Origin of the sequence: Clostridium aquiflavi, assembly GCF_031344075.1 — a bacterium.
GTDB classification, from domain to species: domain Bacteria; phylum Bacillota; class Clostridia; order Clostridiales; family Clostridiaceae; genus Clostridium; species Clostridium aquiflavi.
Genome location: NZ_JAVJAN010000015.1, coordinates 52,429 through 73,257 on the forward strand (window position 1 = coordinate 52,429; position 20,829 = coordinate 73,257).

General features: G+C 25.1%; 17 protein-coding genes. 12 read left to right on the top strand and 5 right to left on the bottom strand.

Going from position 1 to position 20,829, the window contains the following annotated elements; translation table 11 throughout:
* Positions 1 to 55 precede the first annotated feature (55 nt).
* Positions 56 to 820 carry a DeoR/GlpR family DNA-binding transcription regulator gene (locus RGC78_RS07040; RefSeq protein WP_252212051.1) on the bottom strand — a complete coding sequence of 255 codons (765 nt, stop codon included), beginning with the start codon at positions 818 to 820 and terminating at the stop codon, positions 56 to 58.
* 121 nt (positions 821 to 941) lie between these two features.
* Here RGC78_RS07040 and RGC78_RS07045 point away from each other — a divergent pair, with 121 nt between their 5' ends.
* Positions 942 to 1,736, top strand: a complete 795-nt coding sequence (locus RGC78_RS07045; protein WP_252212058.1) for an HAD family hydrolase — start codon at positions 942 to 944, stop codon at positions 1,734 to 1,736.
* A gap of 187 nt (positions 1,737 to 1,923) precedes the next feature.
* Here RGC78_RS07045 and RGC78_RS07050 read toward each other — a convergent pair whose 3' ends face one another.
* Positions 1,924 to 2,562, bottom strand: a complete 639-nt coding sequence (locus RGC78_RS07050) for a glycosyltransferase (protein WP_252212060.1) — start codon at positions 2,560 to 2,562, stop codon at positions 1,924 to 1,926.
* Between the two features lie 461 nt (positions 2,563 to 3,023).
* Here RGC78_RS07050 and RGC78_RS07055 point away from each other — a divergent pair, with 461 nt between their 5' ends.
* Positions 3,024 to 4,706, top strand: coding sequence for a HAMP domain-containing methyl-accepting chemotaxis protein (locus tag RGC78_RS07055; protein WP_252212062.1), 1,683 nt, complete (start codon positions 3,024 to 3,026; stop codon positions 4,704 to 4,706).
* Positions 4,707 to 4,939: 233 nt separating this feature from the next.
* A complete protein-coding gene (gene surE, locus RGC78_RS07060; protein ID WP_252225535.1) occupies positions 4,940 to 5,695 on the top strand; it encodes a 5'/3'-nucleotidase SurE in 756 nt (251 codons plus the stop codon).
* Between the two features lie 172 nt (positions 5,696 to 5,867).
* Here the strand turns inward: surE and RGC78_RS07065 are convergent, their stop codons facing one another.
* The 3 genes from RGC78_RS07065 to rpsD all read right to left on the bottom strand — a co-directional run bounded on the left by RGC78_RS07065 (position 5,868) and on the right by rpsD (position 8,615).
* Positions 5,868 to 6,914: a YdcF family protein gene (locus tag RGC78_RS07065; protein ID WP_252212066.1), complete on the bottom strand. Its 1,047-nt coding sequence runs from the start codon at positions 6,912 to 6,914 to the stop codon at positions 5,868 to 5,870.
* 298 nt (positions 6,915 to 7,212) lie between these two features.
* A complete protein-coding gene (locus RGC78_RS07070) occupies positions 7,213 to 7,914 on the bottom strand; it encodes a hypothetical protein (protein ID WP_252212068.1) in 702 nt (233 codons plus the stop codon).
* Between the two features lie 104 nt (positions 7,915 to 8,018).
* Positions 8,019 to 8,615 (bottom strand): 30S ribosomal protein S4, encoded by a 597-nt coding sequence (gene rpsD / locus RGC78_RS07075; RefSeq protein WP_252212070.1) that lies wholly within the window; start codon positions 8,613 to 8,615, stop codon positions 8,019 to 8,021.
* A 435-nt stretch (positions 8,616 to 9,050) separates the two neighbouring features.
* On the opposite strand from rpsD, the gene RGC78_RS07080 reads away from it, so the two are divergent.
* The 9 genes from RGC78_RS07080 to scfA all read left to right on the top strand — a co-directional run bounded on the left by RGC78_RS07080 (position 9,051) and on the right by scfA (position 20,788).
* Complete coding sequence (locus RGC78_RS07080; RefSeq protein WP_252212071.1) at positions 9,051 to 9,296, top strand: DUF6110 family protein; 246 nt, start codon at positions 9,051 to 9,053, stop codon at positions 9,294 to 9,296.
* A 118-nt stretch (positions 9,297 to 9,414) separates the two neighbouring features.
* Positions 9,415 to 11,490: a heavy metal translocating P-type ATPase gene (locus RGC78_RS07085; protein ID WP_309556302.1), complete on the top strand. Its 2,076-nt coding sequence runs from the start codon at positions 9,415 to 9,417 to the stop codon at positions 11,488 to 11,490.
* 147 nt (positions 11,491 to 11,637) lie between these two features.
* Positions 11,638 to 12,345, top strand: coding sequence for a hypothetical protein (locus RGC78_RS07090; protein ID WP_252212077.1), 708 nt, complete (start codon positions 11,638 to 11,640; stop codon positions 12,343 to 12,345).
* A gap of 62 nt (positions 12,346 to 12,407) precedes the next feature.
* Positions 12,408 to 12,605 (top strand): hypothetical protein, encoded by a 198-nt coding sequence (locus tag RGC78_RS07095; RefSeq protein ID WP_252212078.1) that lies wholly within the window; start codon positions 12,408 to 12,410, stop codon positions 12,603 to 12,605.
* A gap of 265 nt (positions 12,606 to 12,870) precedes the next feature.
* Entirely contained in the window at positions 12,871 to 13,428 is a 558-nt protein-coding gene (locus RGC78_RS07100) for a GNAT family N-acetyltransferase (RefSeq protein ID WP_252212079.1), read from the top strand.
* A 15-nt stretch (positions 13,429 to 13,443) separates the two neighbouring features.
* Complete coding sequence (locus RGC78_RS07105) at positions 13,444 to 14,664, top strand: exonuclease SbcCD subunit D (protein WP_252212080.1); 1,221 nt, start codon at positions 13,444 to 13,446, stop codon at positions 14,662 to 14,664.
* Positions 14,651 to 18,193 carry an SbcC/MukB-like Walker B domain-containing protein gene (locus RGC78_RS07110; protein ID WP_252212081.1) on the top strand — a complete coding sequence of 1,181 codons (3,543 nt, stop codon included), beginning with the start codon at positions 14,651 to 14,653 and terminating at the stop codon, positions 18,191 to 18,193. The genes RGC78_RS07105 and RGC78_RS07110 overlap by 14 nt, the downstream gene beginning before the upstream one ends.
* A 234-nt stretch (positions 18,194 to 18,427) precedes the next feature.
* Positions 18,428 to 20,356, top strand: coding sequence for a molecular chaperone HtpG (gene htpG / locus RGC78_RS07115; protein ID WP_252225531.1), 1,929 nt, complete (start codon positions 18,428 to 18,430; stop codon positions 20,354 to 20,356).
* 294 nt (positions 20,357 to 20,650) lie between these two features.
* Positions 20,651 to 20,788 carry a six-cysteine ranthipeptide SCIFF gene (gene scfA / locus RGC78_RS07120; RefSeq protein WP_003371542.1) on the top strand — a complete coding sequence of 46 codons (138 nt, stop codon included), beginning with the start codon at positions 20,651 to 20,653 and terminating at the stop codon, positions 20,786 to 20,788.
* Positions 20,789 to 20,829: the final 41 nt, after the last annotated feature.

Consider the following 20,829-nt stretch of genomic DNA (forward strand, 5'->3'; position numbering starts at 1 on the left):
CTAGATTACTAATAATATTTTATTTATTATATAAATTATTTACTAAAAAAAAATATTATATTAAATTAACATAGTATTCTTCAAGTAAATTAATTATAGATTTATCAGGTAAATCTTCAGTAATAATACCATGAAAATCAACAGCATTTGAAAAAATAAAACTGCCATTTGTTTTAAATTTCTCATTTAACATTACTAAAAATAATTCTTTAGATATGCTTATTATAGCCTTTTTAGTACATGAATCCTCTGAAATGGCAGTGCTTATACTACCATCACTAAGGTCAATCCCAGTACAACCTAGAAATGCTTTATTACAACGATATTCTTTTATTTGCTCAATGGAATACGATCCAATGCTACCACCTACAAATACATTATAGTCTCCACCAATAAAAATAAAATGTGTCTTTGAATTTTCAGGAATTAATGATGATATTTCAAACATATTTGTGATTAAAGTTATGGGTGTATCATTTTTTACTATTAATTTTGCAATCATATATGAAATAGTTGATGCATCTAAAAAAATAGTATCATTTTCATTTATTTGATTAAAAGCTTTTTGAGCAACAATTTCCTTTAAATCAATGTTTTCAACCACACGTTTACTAAAACTTTGGCAATTAACAAGTGAATGTTTTACATTTATAGCACCACCGTAAGTACGCTGTAATAGATTTTTTTTCTCTAAAGCTTGAAGGTCTTTTCTAATCATGCTTTCACTTACATTAAATTCTTTACTTAAATCTTTAACTAATACTTTCCCGTTTTTATCCAATAAATCTAAAATATATTTATAACGTTCTTCTATAAACATTTTTATATCTCCTTAAATTATCATTTATTATCATTTTAATATAAAATAACTATAATTTCAATTGACAAATGATAATAAACGATATAAAATCAGAATAAATAAGAAGATGGGGGATGGATTTATGGAAAAGATTATATTTTTGGATATAGATGGAACATTATTAGATTGTTTTAATGGATTATTAGATATTACACCAAAAGTTAAAAAGGTAATTCGTTTCTTACAAGCTAATGAAAATTATGTTTTTATTGCTTCTGGTAGACCATATGCATTTTTGAGCCAAGCCATATTAGAGTTTGGATTTGATGGTTTTATTTTAGCAAATGGAGCTCAAGTGATAATTGATAATAAAACGATATATAGTGATCCTATTAATAAAGAGTTTGTAAAAAATCTAATATCTAAATTTGAAAGACATAATATCCAATATATTTTAGAAGGAGAACTTTACTCATATATGAAAGAAGATTATAAAGAGTTTTATAATTTTTATGACAGTTTAGGGATTTCTAGAAGATATATAAAAAGTGATTATGATATTGAAGAAATTAATGTTCATAAAGTAGAAATGCTATGTACTGATGATGAAGCTTCAAGATTATGTTTATCATTAGTAAAGAGTAATTCTGATTATGATTATTTTAGCAGCATAGATGAGAAATCTTTTGAACTATATTCAAAGAAAAATACTAAAGCAACTGGAATATTAAAAGCTTTAGAACACTTAGATATTCCCATTGAAAATAGCTATGCATTTGGAGATGGAAAAAATGATATAGAAATGCTATCAACAGTTGGATGTGGAATAGCAATGGGAAACGCTTGCGATGAAGTTAAGAAATATGCAAAAAAAGTTACTGATACTGTACATAATGATGGGGTAGCAATAGGAATAGAAAGATATGTGGTTTGCTAAGGAATAAAAAAAGTTTAATATATTGATTTCAAATAGAATTATATATTAATTATAATGATAAATTTATTAAATAAAAATATTGATTTGGAGTTAGAAGATTAAAGATAGAAAATTAGAAGGTGTTGGGGTGAACCGTATCATAAATAAATAGATACGGTTCTATTTTTATCATAAATTTATATATTAACTATTTGAATTTTTGTGGAAATTGTTTAATTATACCGTCAGTAAGTATATCTGCAAACATAATCATATGTTTTTCACCTTTATCATATGATTCAATATCGGATTTCCAATCTTTATTTAAGCTGGCTACAACTTGATCTGTAACAAATTGTAGATGTTTATATAGCATATCTTTTAAAACTTTGTTTGAATAGTTAGGATTAGCAGAACTTAAAAAATCGGATATTTTATCAGCATTTTCATACCAAAGTTTATTATATTTTTCTAAATCATCTTTATTTTCACTTTTAGCAGCATCAGTAACTTGCCCTGCAAGTTCTATATGCTCCCTTAGTAGTACAGAAAGTTTATTTCCAGCAGCTTCTCCGTAATAAGGTTTAATTGAATTTCCAATGTCATCTTGATTTTTAAGAAGTCTTTCTAGTACAGTTTTTTTATCTTCAAGTGAGGATAGATCACTTGTAATAAAGCTTTTAGTCCATGAAACATGATCTATCCAAAGAATTTGCTCTGACATTCTTAAATCACATGTAGCCTTGTTACAAGGGATACCTTTTTCTGACGCTTGAGATTTAACTGGTACTAAAATTAAAGTTAATAGAAATGATGATAATAATAAATTTCTTAAAATTCCTTTCATAGTTATATAGTCCTTTCAACAGTAAAATTTGATTTTAGTTTGTTCAAGATTATATAAATTTATACTGCTAAATATGGAGCGTGATTTGTTAAAAGTAGTAAATGAAGTAGACAATGAATGTATGCATACGATAATATTATAAATATTGCTATTAAAATATCCAATTTATCACAATAAAAGCATCTATAATATGATAATGGTTTTCATTTACAAGTGATAAATTATATGTTATATTATTTTTAGATTTAATTTTATCATATCAAATCTGATTCTATTAGGTTCTTATGAAAAATAGATTAACATTTTGCAGAACTACTAATTCTTTGAAAGTTGAATAAGTTTGTTAATTAATATTTTTTGTCAAACTACTTATCCAAGCTAAATTTATTGTGTTTCTAAAATTTGAGAAGAGCAATGCTCATATAACTTAACAGATGAGGAAAAATACTAAGGAGGATTTCATGAAGATTAAAGATATGCCAATATATAAAAAACTAATAGTTTCATTTATTGGAATAGCAATAATTTCAATAATATCAGGTTTAATTGCACTTGGTTTTCTAATAAAAACTAATAAGGATTATCAATATGCTTTGGTTAATTATGGATTTTCACAAGGTGATATTGGGAAATTAGGTATGGAGATTCAAAAATCTAGAGCGATTGTACGTGATATTATATTTTTAGAAAATAAGGATGAACTATTAGAATCTCAAAACTTACTTGATGAATGTGAGAATAAAATAAGTGAATTATTACAAGAAATTGGAAATAAAAGTATGACAGATAAAGAAAAAGAAATATTTAATAATCTTAAGGATTCAGTTGAAAAGTATGATACTGTTAGAACAAAAGTAGTTAATTTAGGGCTAGGTAATAAAAATCAGGAATCATTAGATTTATTTAGAAAAGAAGGTAAACCTGTTATAGCAAATATAACTACTTTAGCAGATGAACTTTTAAATAATAATATTATTGATTGTGATAAAGTTTCAAATAGATTAAGAATATTATCATTCATTGCAATATTGGCAGTAATATCATGTATAATAATTTCTTTTGTATTAACTATAGTATTGGCAAAGCGTATTTCAAAGTTGATAAGTAATCCAATAAATGACATGGTAAATATTGCGAATGAAATATCACAAGGAAATTTAAATGTTTCAATTGAATCAACATCAAAGGATGAAATTGGAGAATTAACTGATGCATTTTCTAAAATGGTTAAATCTTTAAAGGCTTATATTGATGATATAGAGAATGTTTTGGAGAATGTTTCAAATGGAAACTTGAACATAGAAACTGAAGTAGAGTATAAGGGAAACTTTCTTGAAATAAAAAGTTCATTATATAATATTTTGCAATCCTTAAATGAAGTATTTGGTGAAATTAGAGAGGCATCTAATCAAGTTACTGGAGGCTCAGAACAAGTTTCAACAACTGCACAAGTTTTATCAGAAGGATCTACAAATCAAGCAAGTTCAGTGGAAGAATTATCAGCATCAATGCAAAGAATAAATGAAAAAGTAAAAAATAATGCTGAAAATGCAGATAATACTAATGAGATAACAATTAAACTACTTGAAGATGTACAAAAAAGTAATGATGAAATGAAAAATATGTTAAGCTCAATGAATAAGATAGAAAAATCATCCAATGATATAAATAATATTATTAAGGCTATTGATGACATAGCAGCACAAACTAATTTGCTTGCATTAAATGCTGCAATAGAAGCAGCTAGAGCAGGTGAGGCAGGAAAAGGTTTTGCTGTAGTCGCTGAAGAGGTAAGAAAGTTAGCAAATCAAAGTGCACAAGCTTCAAAACAAACAGCTATATTAATTGAAGAAGCAATAAATAACATAATTACTGGGAAAAATTTAGCAAATAATACAGCAGAAAATTTATTAGAAGTAGTTAATAAAGTAAATAAAGTTACAGCATTAGTTTGTGATATAGCATCTTCATCAGAAGAACAAGCAGAATCAATTGCACAAGTGAATAGTGGTATTATCCAAATTTCAGATATTATTCAATCTAATTCAGCAATATCAGAAGAAAGTGCTGCTGCAAGTGAAGAATTAACAGCACAAGCAGAAACTTTGAATACAATGATAAGAAGACTTAAATTGAGAAAATAAATTTAAAATAATAAACTTAAAATATAGAAAAAATAAAAGAGGCTTCTAATTGAATGAAGCCTCTTTATTGATTGAAACATTATAATTAATAAAAACCATTAATATTAATTTGTTTTGAAAAAATATTAATAAATTTAATGAGAGTAAAATTATGGTGTATAATAATAACATAATTACCATTTAATAAAAGTATATGGTCAAAATATATATGGTTTAATATATGGAGGAGAAATATGAATATTTTAATTACTAACGATGATGGTATAGGTGCTAGAGGAATAAAAACTTTGGCAGAAAAGATGTTAGAAAAGCATAATGTAATAGTTGTTGCACCAAGAGAACAAAAAAGTGCATCAAGCCATTCTATATCTATTAATATACCAATTAAAATTAGAGAAGAAAAGATTGAAGGCTTAGATTGTAAGGCTTATAGTATTGTTGGAACACCAGCAGATTGTACTCAAGCTGGAATATCATTATTAGCTAAAGATATTGATCTTGTTATTTCAGGTATAAATAGAGGCTTTAATAGTGGAATTGATATTCTATATTCAGGTACTGTTTCAGCTGCAATAGAAGGAGCAATTTATGATGTACCATCCATTGCTATATCTATGGATGTAGATTGGAATAGAGATGATGAGGACTACAGTAAAGCTGCTAATTGGGTAAGTAAAGTAGTTAATTTAGCGGAGAAAAAATATTTAAAAAAGAATGTAGTATTAAATGTTAATGTTCCTAATATTAATGAAGAGGATATTAAAGGATTAAAAGTATGTAAGATTGGAAAATCTACATACAAAACAGAATATGTTCTTTTACAAGAAGATGATGATAGAGTTTATGAAACTAGAGGTGTTAGAAATGAAATAGAAAAAGATGAAAGTGATTTATACTTTTTATCTCAAGGCTATGTTACATTAACACCATTACATTTCGATTTTACAAATTTTAAGGAACTAAATGAAGTTAAAAAAATTTTTGAATAAATTTAAGGACTTTTTAGGCTCTGCTTTAGTAGCGTGTTGATATATGCATAAGCAAAGTGGAACAAGTAATTATTGCATATATTAACACATATTTAAAACAGAGCCTATATTAAAGTGCAATTTTTTTATTCTTTAGGAATTTATATTATTAAAATAATTTATGAAATAAAATTTATAAGTAAGGTGTCACAAAGAAATATTGCACTAGAGATAAAAGTATACTCACAATCAATATTAATAAAGTAATAATTGCATGTCTTTTTTTATACATAACTACAAAAGCAATATATTCTCTAATCATTGCATTTGGTAAAAAATAAAATGCTGTCTTAGAGCCAATTCCTTGACTTTTTAAACCTGCTTTTCTTGCAAAAATTCCAGCTCTAAATAAATGAAAATTATTTGTTACAAATATACTAGAGTGCGTATTTGGAGTTAAATTATCCATTATTTTTTTAGAAAACACCATGTTTTGTAAAGTGTTTACTGATTTATCCTCTAAAATGGTATCTTCAATAGGAATTCCTTTTTTGATAGCATATCTTTGCATAGCTAATGCTTCAGAAATTTTTTCATCAGATCCTTGACCACCAGAAAAAATAATTTTAGGTGGATTAGTTACAGTACCTTGTTTGTTATAAAATTCAATAGCTTTATCAATACGACTAGCTAATAGTGGTGGAACTCTCTCTCCAATTAATCCACTGCCTAATACAATAACAAAATCTTGGCAAAGTTTTGGCTTATTAAATTGATAAAGAAATGATATCATTAAAAAATTGAAAACATCGAATAAATAGTATAGTAAAACAAAATTTATTCCACTTAAAAGAACTTTTACTTCCTCAGGAAAATTCCAACTACTTATTACAAAAGACCAAATTAAATATAGTATTAATGCTAGTGCAAGAAAAAAAGTTAATAAGTTAGCAGGAGTTCTACTTTCACGTTTTATGACAACTTTAGCATTTATAAATAACCCTACAATTAATGCATAAATACCAAAAGCAAAAACTATAAACATAATTATAAAAAATACAAGAAATAAAAGTATTAAAAATCTATTTTGTGTTTCAAATGCAATATCAACAGTTGTTATCATTGCTGAAAATAAGAAAATATTAAATAGAAATCCATTAATTAATTTTCTTGAATCTTTTAGGTATGAAAATAGAAAAATTAAAAATGTAATTGTTGTTAATCCTAATAAGATAATCATTATATACCTCCATATAAATTTTTCAGTTATTATATTGATAGTATTTAGCATTACATGAAAAGTCAATGTAAAAATATAACTATATTATTGAAATTCTTATTTTTTATAATTCTAGTTAATTATTAAAGTTATGTAATTAAAAGAACAAAAATAAAGAGAATAAATTAAATTATCCTCTTTATTTTTGTTCTTTTAATAATATTATATATTTTTAGATTTTAGCAAAAACAAATAATTATTGTAATAGAAGGTGTACATTGTTTTGGCGCAACAATGTTAAATTAATTATTACAATTTGCTAAAATAATATTGGTATATTTATATTTAATATATCAATGAACTTTTTATTTAATAAAGGTTCATTAATTACATTATTACAAGTAAATTTAAGATTACTTAAACTCATAGAAAGTTCTTCTTCTATAAATTCTTCAAAGTCCCATCTTATAGACTCTGTTATAAATTCATATGTATCTGAAGGAGAATTGAAAATTTTAATAAATAATTTTTTTTCAGGATCACTATCCCAGTTGTTATTAAACTTATCACAAAATAAATTTAATTCTAATAATAGCCTGTCTTCATTACTTTCCCAAAGAGAATTTAGAAAATTGTAAGATTCTATCATTGAATTAAGATTACTTATATTAATAGAATTATTTTTAATTACTTCTTCAGTTATAATATCAAAAGTAGATACTGGAATGAAGAATCCTTCACATGTACGATCAAAATAAGTTAAAAAAGAAGTAGGTAAGAATATATGTTGTAAAAAACCCAAAAGAGCATTTATAGAAGGATAAACTACCCATCCACATTTTAAAATACCTTTTTCAGAATCTAATATTCCAGTATAAGCAATTTTAGATTCTGTGGTTATAGATCTGTTATCAAAATATCCTTCCCATAACGAATGATCATTTAATATTCTATTTTCCCAAAACAAGTATTCTTTATAATTATTTTTTTGATTTGGGTTTTTATTAGTATTACTCTTCACATAAGACACCTCTTTTCAACTAAAAAACTAATATAAATTATCTTAAAATTTATATATAAGTATTTTTTTTAATAGACTATATTTAATATATAGTCTATTAATTATTAAAGTTTAGAATAGTATTCTACTACTAGAGAATCATTAATTTGTATTGGAACTTCATGTCTTTCAGGATTTCTTATAAGAGTACCTGAAAAATCAGTTTCATTTTTGCTTAAATATGGATATAAATTATTACTTTGTGATAAAAAATTTTCTTTAAAAAGTTCATTTTTTTGAGATTTTTCTCTTAAAGCAATTACATCGTTAATCTTTATATTGAAAGACGGAATATTTACTTTGCTACCATTAACTAAAATATGTCCATGAACTACCATCTGACGTGCTTGAGCAACTGAAGTTGAAAAGCCTAATCTATAAACTAAATTATCTAACCTACATTCTAATCTTTTTATTAAAGCAGGACCAGTGGGTTCTTTATCTTTAAGTGATTTTTTTACATAAGTTGCAAATTGTTTTTCCATTACGCCGTAGTATGCTCTAAGTCTTTGCTTTTCAAGAAGCTGAGTACCATAAGCTGAAAGTTTCTTTGCATTTCTAGCGCTACCATTATTAGCTCTTTTCATTGCATTAGGATGACCTATAACATTTAATCCTAATCTCCTACATAATTTAAATCTCGGTTTAATCATTCTTGCCATAATAATATCATCTCCCATAAAAAATTGCCGCGATAAAATTAAGCCTGAAAATAATATAACATATAATCTATAAAATGTAAATGAAAATCATTATCAATTATAAAATATTTTTATTGAATAATATAGTTTTTAATATTTAAAGAGTTAAGCTAATATAAAAATATTATAAATTTATTAAATAAGTTTTTAAGTCATAACAGTAAATACAATTATTGTGATTTTTTTAGAGTTTTAAATATTTTTTATAAATTAAATGTATAATATTTATTTACTATAATTTAATAATAAATTAATATATAAATAAATATTATTTTAAGATTGAAATTATGACTTTCAAGTTCAATTGACAATCATTTTTAAAATATGATATTATAATTTTTGTAAAATTATAATTTAAAATGTAGAATTATAAAAAAATAGAATGAAGAGGTATTTATGGAAAACATATTAAAAAATGAAAAACTTATGATATTTGCAGGTGGAGTTGTAGCTGGTACTTTAGGATTAAAAGCTTTAAAAAGTAAGACAGCTAAGAAGATTTATGTTAGTACATTAGCTAATGGAATGAAACTTCAACAAGATGCACAAAATTTATTTGAAACAATGAAAGAAGATGCACAAGATATCTGCTATGAAGCAAGAAAAAGTTCAGTAGAAGATTCTGTATCTTCTGAAGGTTAAAATTAAATTAAGATTTAATTAATAACAATTTATATTAGGTTTCATGAGTTTTATAAACAAGCTTATGAAACCTAATATTTAATTAAGGCACATGAAAATAAAAGGACGTGATTTATAAATGAAATATAAAATAGTCCATGATATGCCAGGTCGTTTAAGAGTAAGATGCGGAGAATTTGCTTTTTCATTAGAGCAAAGTTGTAGTATAGAGTATATCTTGGAAAAGAGTGAATATATTGAAGGTACAGAGGCTTGTTATGTTACTGGAAGTATTTTAATTTTTTATGATGAAGACTATAAAGATGAAATATTAGAGTTACTTTCTAAAATAAAAATATCAGAATTACCAGAATTAGATTGTGATAATAAAGAAAACTCAAAGGAAATAGATAAAGAATTTAAAAATACAATTTTACATATGATAGGAAGAAGAGTTTTTATAAAACTATTTGTACCAACAGGCATACGTAAAGTATTAGCAGTTTGGAATTCTTTTAGGTTTATGAATAGGGGGGTAAATAGTTTACTACAAGGAAATATAAATGTTGATGTATTAGATGCAGCATCAATTGGAGCAGCGTTATCTCAAAAGGCCTATAAAACAGCAGGTTCCATAATGTTCCTACTTAATATTTCTGAGTTACTTGAAGACTATACAAGAAAGAAAACAAAAAATGAACTTACTAAGAGTTTAGCTATAAATGTAGATAGTGTATGGTTAGCAAATGATGATAAAGAAATATTAATACCTATAGGAGATCTTCAGGTTGGTGACAAAATAATAATTCACACTGGAAATGTTATACCAGTTGACGGAGTTGTTTATGATGGTCAAGCTATGGTAAATCAATCTTCAATGACTGGAGAACCTCTTGCCATTGAAAAAGGAATAGATGATGTAGTATATGCAGGAACTGTTGTTGAAGAAGGTGACATAAAAGTAGAGGTAAAAGCTTTATGTTCAGAAAGTAGAATTAGTAAGATCATTGAGTTAATAGATAATTCAGAAGAGTTAAAAGCAAATATACAAGGCAAGGCTGAAAAACTAGCAGATAATATTGTTCCATTTAGTTTATTTGGAGCAGCAGCTACATATTTAATTACAAGAAATATTACAAAAGCATTAGCAATACTATTGGTAGATTACTCTTGTGCAATAAAATTGTCTACTCCAATTTCAGTAATATCTGCAATGAGAGAAGCATCAACCCATAAAGTTATGGTTAAAGGCGGTAAATACCTAGAAGCATTAGCAGAAGCAGATACAATTGTATTTGATAAAACAGGTACATTAACTGTAGCATCTCCAACAGTAGCTAAAGTTATACCTTTTGATGGATTTGAAAGAAATTATGTATTAAAAACAGCCGCATGTTTAGAAGAACATTTTCCACATAGTGTGGCAAGAGCTATTGTTAAAAAAGCTGCACAAGAAGAACTTCATCATAAAGAAGAACATGCAAAAGTAGAGTATGTTGTAGCTCATGGAATCGCAACATCTATTAATGAAGAAAAAGCAATAATAGGAAGTTATCATTTTGTGTTTGAAGATGAAGGAATCATATTATCAGATGAACAAAAAGAACTTATAGAAAAAGAAAGTAATGGCTATTCTCTTATTTATTTAGCAGTTGGAAATAAACCAGCAGGATTTATTTGCATAAGTGATCCAATAAGAAAAGAAGCCAAACAAATAATTTCAAATTTAAAAGATACAGGAATAAATCAAGTAATAATGTTAACTGGTGATGGAGAGAAAAATGCTAGAATAGTAAGCGAAAAGTTAGGAATAGATAGATTCTATGCACAGGTATTACCAGAAGAAAAAGCTAATATTATAGAAAAATTAAAAGCAGATGGACATAAAGTAATAATGGTAGGTGATGGAATTAATGATTCACCAGCACTTGCAGCTTCAGATGTTTCTATTTCTATGAAAGATGGATCGGATATAGCAAAAGAAGTTGCAGATGCAACATTAATGTCATCTGATTTAGAGTCACTTGTAATAGTTAGAAAGATAAGTCAAAACCTTATGTTAAAGATAAATAAAAATTATAGAAATATACTTTTATTTAACACATCACTTCTTGTACTGGGCTTATTTGGATATATAAGACCGACAACATCTGCTGTGTTACATAATTTATCAACTATGGGGATAAGTGCAGACAGTATGCGTCCTTGTTTATAATTTATTATATTAAAAGATATCTTCTCATGAACTTAATAAGTTTTCATGAGAAGATATTTTAATGTGACTTAATATAAAAAATAATTATGATATTATTGTATTAAAAACTAAGAAAGATTAAAAAATATATTTAAGGTGGATAAAATTATGTTTAAAAGTTGTAAGAAAGATTTTAGTGATTTTATAATTAATAAACAGTTTAATAGATTAGAGAATAAAATAAAAGATGTAAATTTTTTACTAGAAGATATTAAGGAAAGTCAAAGGAATTATAGATATTCTAATATAATGTCAGCTTTAGAAGATTTTGAACAGTCAATATTAGAAAATCATGAAGAAAGAAAAACTTTTATTCAACTTATGGCTCAAAGTAAACTAAATATAGGATTAGATAGTATTTTAAGAGAATTTATAAATCTAGTTAACTTTTTTGTACAATGGGACGAATTAAATATTTTTGAAAAAAATTTTGGCTCTGCTAAGTATTCAGAAAAAAATGTAGAGAGAAAGTTAAATCAATTATGTGAAGATTATGTTTATTTAAAAAAAGGAATAAAAACATTAATAGATTTAAAAATATCTCAGGGTATAGAAGAAGAAAAATTACAATATTTATTTATAAAGTTAGAGAATTTAGATGAAATAATAGACGAAAATAAAATATATAATTGGTTGCCTCCTGAAAATGAAGAGAACTCTTGGCAGCATCAATTATTATATGGAAGAAATTATGTGAATCATAAATTTAAAGAAGATAATGCTATAAATAAAAGTTTAGATGAAACGAAAATAGTAAATATAAACCAAATGGTACATAACTCAAAAAAATTTATAAAAAACATATTAAAAAAATAGGCTATATTTTATGGGTAAGGGAATTTGCGTAAATATAGCGCAAAATAAAAGGAGGAGTATTTATGAAGTGTAAAATTAAAGAATGTTGTAATACTGTGGAAGAGGATGAAAAATACTGTAAATATCATTTAATAAAGAGAAATTCTAAAAATAGAAAAATTATTGCAGCGGTTAGTATTATTACTAGCTTATCTATTGTTAGCATTACTGGAATAAAAAAATATTTTGATATGAATAAAAACTTTAAAAAAGTTCAATAATAAGAGTAACTCTTCACAGTAACTAAAAATAATATATATTTAATATCTAAAAAATAGTGTATTGGTTTTTATTAAATCAATACACTATTTTTTTATTCTTTAGGAATTTATATTATTAAAAAATTTGTGGATAATTTTTTAAATAATATTAATTTAAATTTATATAAAATTGTATATGAATAGAATTTATTATAAAATTAATATAAAGTACGCACAGCATCTTTAGTGCGTTTTTTCTTTATATAAATGAAGTGGAGAGCAAAAAATGAAAAATATAATAGATTTAAAAAGAAAAGATGGTATTAATATAAAAGCACAATTAAAAGTGTTGGATGAAAGCTATATTGAAAAAATAATGGAACTACAAGAATATGTAGATAAATCATTAGAAGATAAAGAATTATATGTTTTATCAACAAAAGAAGAATTTATAGAATATATGCAAGGGGAAGGTAAAGCTATAGGATATTTTACTTTAGATTCAGATGAATTAATAGCTTTAGGTGTATATAGAAAATTAGGATATGAAAAAGAGAATTATGGTTATGATTTAGATATAGAGGGAGAAAAACTTTTAGAGATTGGTCAAGTTGAAGTTACAATAGTTAGAGAAGATTTTAGAGGAAATAAACTTCAAAAAATTCTTTGTGAAATTTTAGAGAAGATAGCTTTAAATAATAAAATTTCAATTATGACAGCTACAGTTTCTCCTTATAATAAATTTAGTTTAAATACATTTGAATCAATAGGATATAAAGTTGGAAAAGATAAATTAAAATATGGTGGACTAAGAAGATATGTTTTAATTAAATATTTATATTAATTTTGGGAGGTAAAGATGAGGATATTACATACTGGTGACTGGCATTTAGGTAAAAACCTAGAGGGAAAAAGTAGAATGGATGAGCAGGAATTATTTTTAAATGATTTTGCTAAGTTAGTTAAAGAAAATAATATAGATTTAGTTATTATTGCAGGTGATGTGTATGATTCTAGTAATCCCCCAGCAAGAGCAGAAAAAATGTTTTATGATACATTGAAAAAAATATCATCTAATGGCGAGAGAATTACATTAGTTATATCAGGCAATCATGATAGTCCAGAAAGACTTGTATCAGCAGGTCCTCTTGCAAGAGATCATGGAATAATTATGGTTGGTACTCCTAAAACCATAGTTCAATGTGGTGAATATGGAAATCATAAAGTTATAGAGTCTGGAGAAGGATATGTTGAATTAGAAATAAATGATGAAAAAGCTGTTATATTAACTGTTCCATATCCTAGTGAAAAAAGATTAAATGAAGTTTTATATGGAGAAATGGACAATGAAGAAGATAGAGTGAAGTCTTATAGCGATAGAATACATTCATTATTTGATTCTCTTAAGGTACATTATAGAAAAGATACGATTAATTTAGTTGCATCACATTTATTTGCTATGGGGAGTGAAGAAGGTGGTTCAGAAAGAAGTATTCAGTTAGGGGGAAGCTATATAGTAGATGGAGGATGTTTTCCCCATGAAGCTCAATATGTAGCTTTAGGGCATGTTCATAAACCACAAATTGTTCCTGGTACTAATAAAAGAGCAAGATATTGTGGATCACCTATTCATTATAATAGAAAAGAAATAAATTTTGATAAGAAGTGTTTTATTGTAGATGTAAAATGCAATGAAGAGCCTAATATACAAGACATTGATTTAAAGGTATATAAGCCTATTGAAATATGGAAATGCACTAATATTGATGAAGCAATATTAAAATGTAAAGAAAACTCAGAAAGAGAAAGCTTTGTTTATCTTGAAATAGAAACTGATAGATATGTAAGAGAAGATGAAATAAAGCAGATGAAAGATTTTAAGAAAGATATATTAGAGATAATTCCTAAGATTAAAATAAATGATGAGGAAGAAGATATTAAGAATATATCAGAAAAGTCTTTTGATGAAATATTTAAGGATTTTTATAAGAAAGAAAGAGGCGTTGAAGCAGACACGGAAGTTGTTGAGTTATTTTTAAATATAATGTCAGAGGTAGGTGAAGAAGATGAGACCAATTGAGCTTAGGATTAAGGGATTAAATAGTTTTATAGAAGAGCAGAAGATAGATTTTAATAAGTTGACTGAAAGAGGATTTTTTGGGATTTTTGGACCTACAGGTAGTGGAAAATCAACTATTTTAGATGGAATAACATTAGCTTTATATGGACAGGTTTCAAGAAAAAGCTCTAACTATATAAATACTAATTGTGATTCATTAAATGTAAGTTTTAAATTTCAAATATCAGGTATAGAAAAGAGAACATACGTTGTAAGTAGAGAATTTAAACGTGATAATAAAACTGGTAATCCAAGAACTTCAAGGGCTAAAATAATTGATAAAACCAATGAAATAGAAGAAGTTTTAGCTGATAAAGCTCAAAAAGTAACTGAAAAATGTGAAGAAATAATAGGTCTTGGATTAGAGGATTTTACTAGAACAGTTGTATTGCCACAAGGCAAATTTAGTGAATTTTTAAAGCTTGAAGGAAAAAGTAGAAGAGAGATGCTTGAAAGATTATTTAATCTTCAAAAGTATGGAAATATTCTTTCGGTAAAATTATCTAGAGAAATAGGTAAAGAAAAAACAGAGAGTAATCTTCTAACTGGAGAATTAAAAGGTTATGATGAAGTTAGCAGTGAAAAACTTAATTTAAAAAATGAAGAACTAGAATGTGCTAAAAATCAATTAAGTAATGCAAATAATGAATTAAAAGATATAGAGAAAAAATATAAATCTAGTGAAGAAATTTGGAATTTACAATTTGAATTAAACTCTTATAAAGAACAAGAAAAAGTTTTAAATTATAAATCTAGTGAAATAGAAGAAGATAAAATTAAGATTAAACTTGCGGAAGCTGCATTAAAGGTTAATCCATATGTATTAGCATATGAAAATACTTTAAATGAAGGCAATGAGACTCAAAAAGAAAAAGAGAGATTAGAAATAAACTTTAAAAAATTGAAGGTTGAAAAAGAAAATTCAGAAAAAAATTTATTAGAAATTACAGAAAAAAAAGATAAAGAAATACCAGAATTAAAATTAAGAGAACAAAAAATAAATGACGTAATAGAAGAAAAAAATAAGTTAGATATTTTAGATAAAGAAATAGAAGAAATTTCTTCAAAGGTTCAAGTATTAAGAGAAAAATATAAGAAAGAAAAGAATAATAGTTTAATTATAGAGGATAGTATTAAAAATACAACTATTAATATCAAGGAATTGGAAGAAAAATTTGAAAGCTTAAAAATAGATGATGAATTAAAAGTTAAGATTCAAGATGGTCTTTTAATCACTGAAAAATACAGTTTATTTGAAAAAAATATTAGTAATAATAAAGATAAATTAACGAATATAAATAAAGAAATAGAAAATTTAAAAGTGAATTTTGATGAGTTACAAAAAATATATAAAGTAAAGTCTAATTCATTAAATAAAAGCAAGGATGAATTAGAAAACTTGATTAAACACTGTCCAGGTAACCAGGAAGATTTATTAATACTTCAAAAAAATCTAACTAATTGTAATGAAAAGTGGGAAAAATTCAATCAATATTCTGATGAAATAAAAAAATCTAAATTATTAATTGAAGAATTAGAAGAATTATTAAAAAAAGATAAAGATAAAAAATCTAGTATTGATAATGAATTATTAGACTTAAAAGAAAAATACAAAAAATGTGAAATAGAAAATTTAGCTTTTAAAATAAGAATGAATTTAAAGAATGGTGAAGCATGCCCGGTATGTGGATCATTAGAACATGGTATAAAAAGCAAAGATAAGTTAATAGATGATTTAGATGATGATATAGTAAATCAATTAAATAATAAAATTAATGATTATGAAATTAACTTAAAAGTATTGGAACAAGACATAACAATATATAATACTAAAATCAACTCTGAGGAAGATAAAATTAGAGAGAAAAATCTTCAAATAGAAAATTTAGGAGAAGAGTTTAAAAACGTAGTACCTAAGGATTTAGAAGGTCAATTTAATAGGTTGAAAAAAGATATAGAAAACTATGATGCAAAAAAAGAAGTGTTAGAAAATGCACTTATACAACTAAAAGATGAGAATCATAAATTGGAAAATGATAGTGAAAGAATATCAACTTTAATAAAGGAAAAAGAAACACAAGTAAATTTGATAAATGAAGAATTAGCTATTGATATAGGAGAACTTAACAATATAAATGAAAAATTAAATATTATTATAAGAGAAACTAATGTCAGTGATTTTAATAAAAAAAGTCAAGAGATAGTTAATATAGAAAAAGAAAGAGAAATTTTATCAAAGAAGATAAAAGAATTTAGAATTAATCTTGAAACCTTAATTAAAGAAAAGGATAAAGTACAAGAAAATTTAAACTTAATTACTGAAGAAGGAACGTATGCACGTACATCATTAAATGAAAAAAATAAAAATAGAGAAGAAAAAATAAAAATAATAAAAGATAAGTTAGAAAAAGAATTTAATTTAATTGATGATTCAAATAATATTGATAGAAATAAGTTGTTTATGTTATTAGATTCTATAAAAAAAGAAATAGAGTGTATAGAAAAAGAATTTAAATTAATTCATGAATTGAAAGACATAATTTGTATTAAATATGAAAAATGTAATGAGGAATTTATTTCAATAGTAGCTAAGGAAAATCAGATTATAAAGAGATGTGAAATAGAAAAAGAAAATTTAAATAAAAGTTTAAAAAGTGAAAATTTTGAATCTATAGAAGAAGTAAAAGCAAATATTATTGAACTTAATGACATTGAAATATTAAAGGCAAAGATAGAAAAATATAAAGAAGATTTATCTAAAATCAAAGGAGCAATAGAGAACTTAGTTAAAAAATTAAATAATAGAGAAGTTACAGAACAACAATGGATAAGTATTCAAAATAGTGTAAAAGAAAAGAAACTAAAATTTGAATCATTAAATGAAATTAAAATTAAATTAGAAGAAGAATATAAATTTATAGACAATAAACTTAAAGAGCTTAAGGATTTATTAATCAAAAAAGAAAAGATTGATCATAAATTAGCTTTGCTAGATGATTTAGATAAATTATTTAAAGGTAAGAAGTTTGTAGAGTTTGTTGCTATTACTCAATTAAAATATATTTCAATGGAAGCATCTAAAAAATTAAAGGAAATAACTAATGGAACTTATGGATTGGAAGTAGATGAAAATGGAAAATTTATAATAAGAGATTATAAAAATGGAGGTGCTGAAAGAGATGCATCTACCTTATCAGGAGGAGAAACATTTTTAACATCACTAGCATTAGCATTGGCATTATCATCACAAATACAGCTTAAGGGAACAGCACCATTAGAATTGTTTTTCCTAGATGAAGGATTTGGAACATTAGATGATAATTTATTAGAAGTAGTTATGAGTTCGTTAGAAAGATTGCATAATGATAAATTAAAAATAGGTATAATCAGTCATGTTGAGTCTATTAAAAATAGAGTGCCTGTAAAGTTAATACTTACTTCAGCAGAATCAGGAAAAGGGGGAAGCAAGGTAAGGATTGAACGAAGTTAAACTATATTAATGGGTAAATGGGAAAATATTCAGAGTAAACAAAGGTCAAAGAAAGTCAAAATTGAAGAAAAACTTAGATTTATACTGAATGGTTTAAGATAATTAAGATTTTTAGAAAAAGTATTCATTTTTTAAACATTGACAATATTTAGTTGTGTTAATAAAATATTCACTATAAAAAGAAATATAGTGTGAAGAAGCAAGTACACGAGATATTAGAAGGAGTGATAGTTTATGATAAAAGAAAATGGTAATATTTCAATTCATACAGAAAATATATTCCCTATTATTAAAAAATGGTTATATTCGGATAAGGATATTTTCATTAGAGAACTTATAAGTAATGCTTGTGATGCTATAAGTAAGTTAAAAAGATTATCAGCTTTAGGTGAAGCAAATGTAGATGAAAATGAAAAATTTAAGGTTACAGTAATAGTAAATAAAGAGAAAAAAACTCTTAAATTTATTGACAACGGAATTGGAATGACAGAAGACGAAGTTAAAAAATATATAAATCAAGTAGCTTTTTCAGGAGCAGAAGATTTTGTAGAGAAGTACAAAGATAAAATGGATGAAGGTAGTGATATCATAGGTCATTTTGGACTAGGATTTTATTCAGCATTTATGGTTTCTGATAAAGTTCAAATTGATACATTATCATATAAAGAGGGTTCAGAACCTACAAGATGGATATGTGAAGGTGGTACTGAATTTGAGATTTCTAACTCGGATTCTAAAAATGAAAGAGGTACAATAATAACTTTATATATCAATGAAGATAGTAATGAATTTTTAGATGAATACAAGCTTAGAACTATTATTACTAAGTATTGTTCATTCTTACCTATAGAAATATATTTAGAAGATGAAAACAAGGTAAAAGAAGAACCTAAATATGAAACAAAGAAAAATGAAGATGGAACTGAGTATAAAGAACTTATAACACCAGAAGAAGCAAAACCTTTAAATGATACACATCCTCTTTGGATGAAAAAACCAAGCGAATGTACTGATGAAGAATATAAAGCTTTTTATAGACATGTATTTACTGATTTCAATGAACCGCTATTTTGGATTCATTTAAATGTGGATTATCCATTTAATTTAAAAGGAATATTATATTTCCCTAAATTAAAACATGAATTAGAAGCTACAGAAGGTCAAGTTAAGCTTTATAACAATCAAGTTTTTGTTGCTGATAATATAAAAGAAGTAATTCCAGAATTTTTATTACTTTTAAAGGGTGCAATAGATTGTCCAGATTTACCTCTTAATGTTTCAAGAAGCTTTTTACAAAATGATAAAGATGTAGCTAAAATATCTAATCATATAGTTAAAAAAGTAGCTGATAAGCTAACATCATTATTTAAAAATAGTAGAGATGAATATAATAAATTCTGGAATGATATACAAATATTCATTAAGTATGGATGTTTAAGAGATGAAAAATTCTATGAAAAAATTAAAGATATAATTATATTTAAAACTATTAATGATGAATATGTTACATTAAAAGATTATTTAGAAAAAGCTAAAGAAAAGCATGAAAATAAAGTTTTCTATGTAAATGATGTAAGACAACAATCTCAATATATAAAATTATTTAAAGAATATGGATTAGATGCAATCATCTTAGATGCAAGTTTAGATAATCATTTAATATCTTTCTTAGAAATGAAAGAAAGTGGAGTACAATTTACTAGAATAGATTCAGATATATCAGATGTTTTAAAATCTGATGAAGATTCTAACACTGAAGAAGTAAAAGAATTAAATAAAAAAATAGAGGAAATGTTTAAATCTACTCTTGGTGAAAAGATAAAGAATATATCAGTAGAGGGATTAAAGGATGCAGGAACTCCTGCTATGATATTAATATCTGAACAGTCAAGAAGAATGGCTGAAATGAGCAAAATGTATGCAGCTATGAATATGCCAGCAGGAATGTTTGATGAAGAAAAAACTTTAGTAGTAAATAACAATAATACTATTGTTAAAAAGATTATAAGTTTATATGAAGATGATTCTAAAAAAGAAGATGTTAAATTCATTTGTGAACACATATTTGATTTAGCTAAAATAGCTAATAAGGAATTAAGTCCAGAAGATATGGATGAATTTATAAAGAGAAATAATGAACTTTTAAGTAGAATTTTATTATAAAATAACAGTATTGCTAAAAAGGTACTTGATGAATTTTTCAGGTACCTTTTTTGTTATTATATATTATTTTTATTGAATTATTTAAATTAATATTTTAAGCAATTTATATATTATGTGATAATTATATAAATTTTATACTAAATAATTTATAAATTTATTATTAATGCAGTTCTTAGGAGAATAATGTTACTATAATTTGAGTATATATTAAAAAGGTGGTAAGCTTGTCCTTTAATACCTTAGAGTATTATGGTATAATAACACCGTATATTTTTAAATGGAGGTGTTTTTATAATGAAACACATAAAAACAATCAATAAAACAAACATAAAAAATAGTTTATGTAAGCCAGGATGCAAAGAATGTGCTAACTCATGTCAATCAGCATGTAAGACATCTTGCACAGTTGCAAACTTAGAATGTGAAAACTAATATACCTTAATAGCAGTAACTAGATAGTTACTGCTAACTTT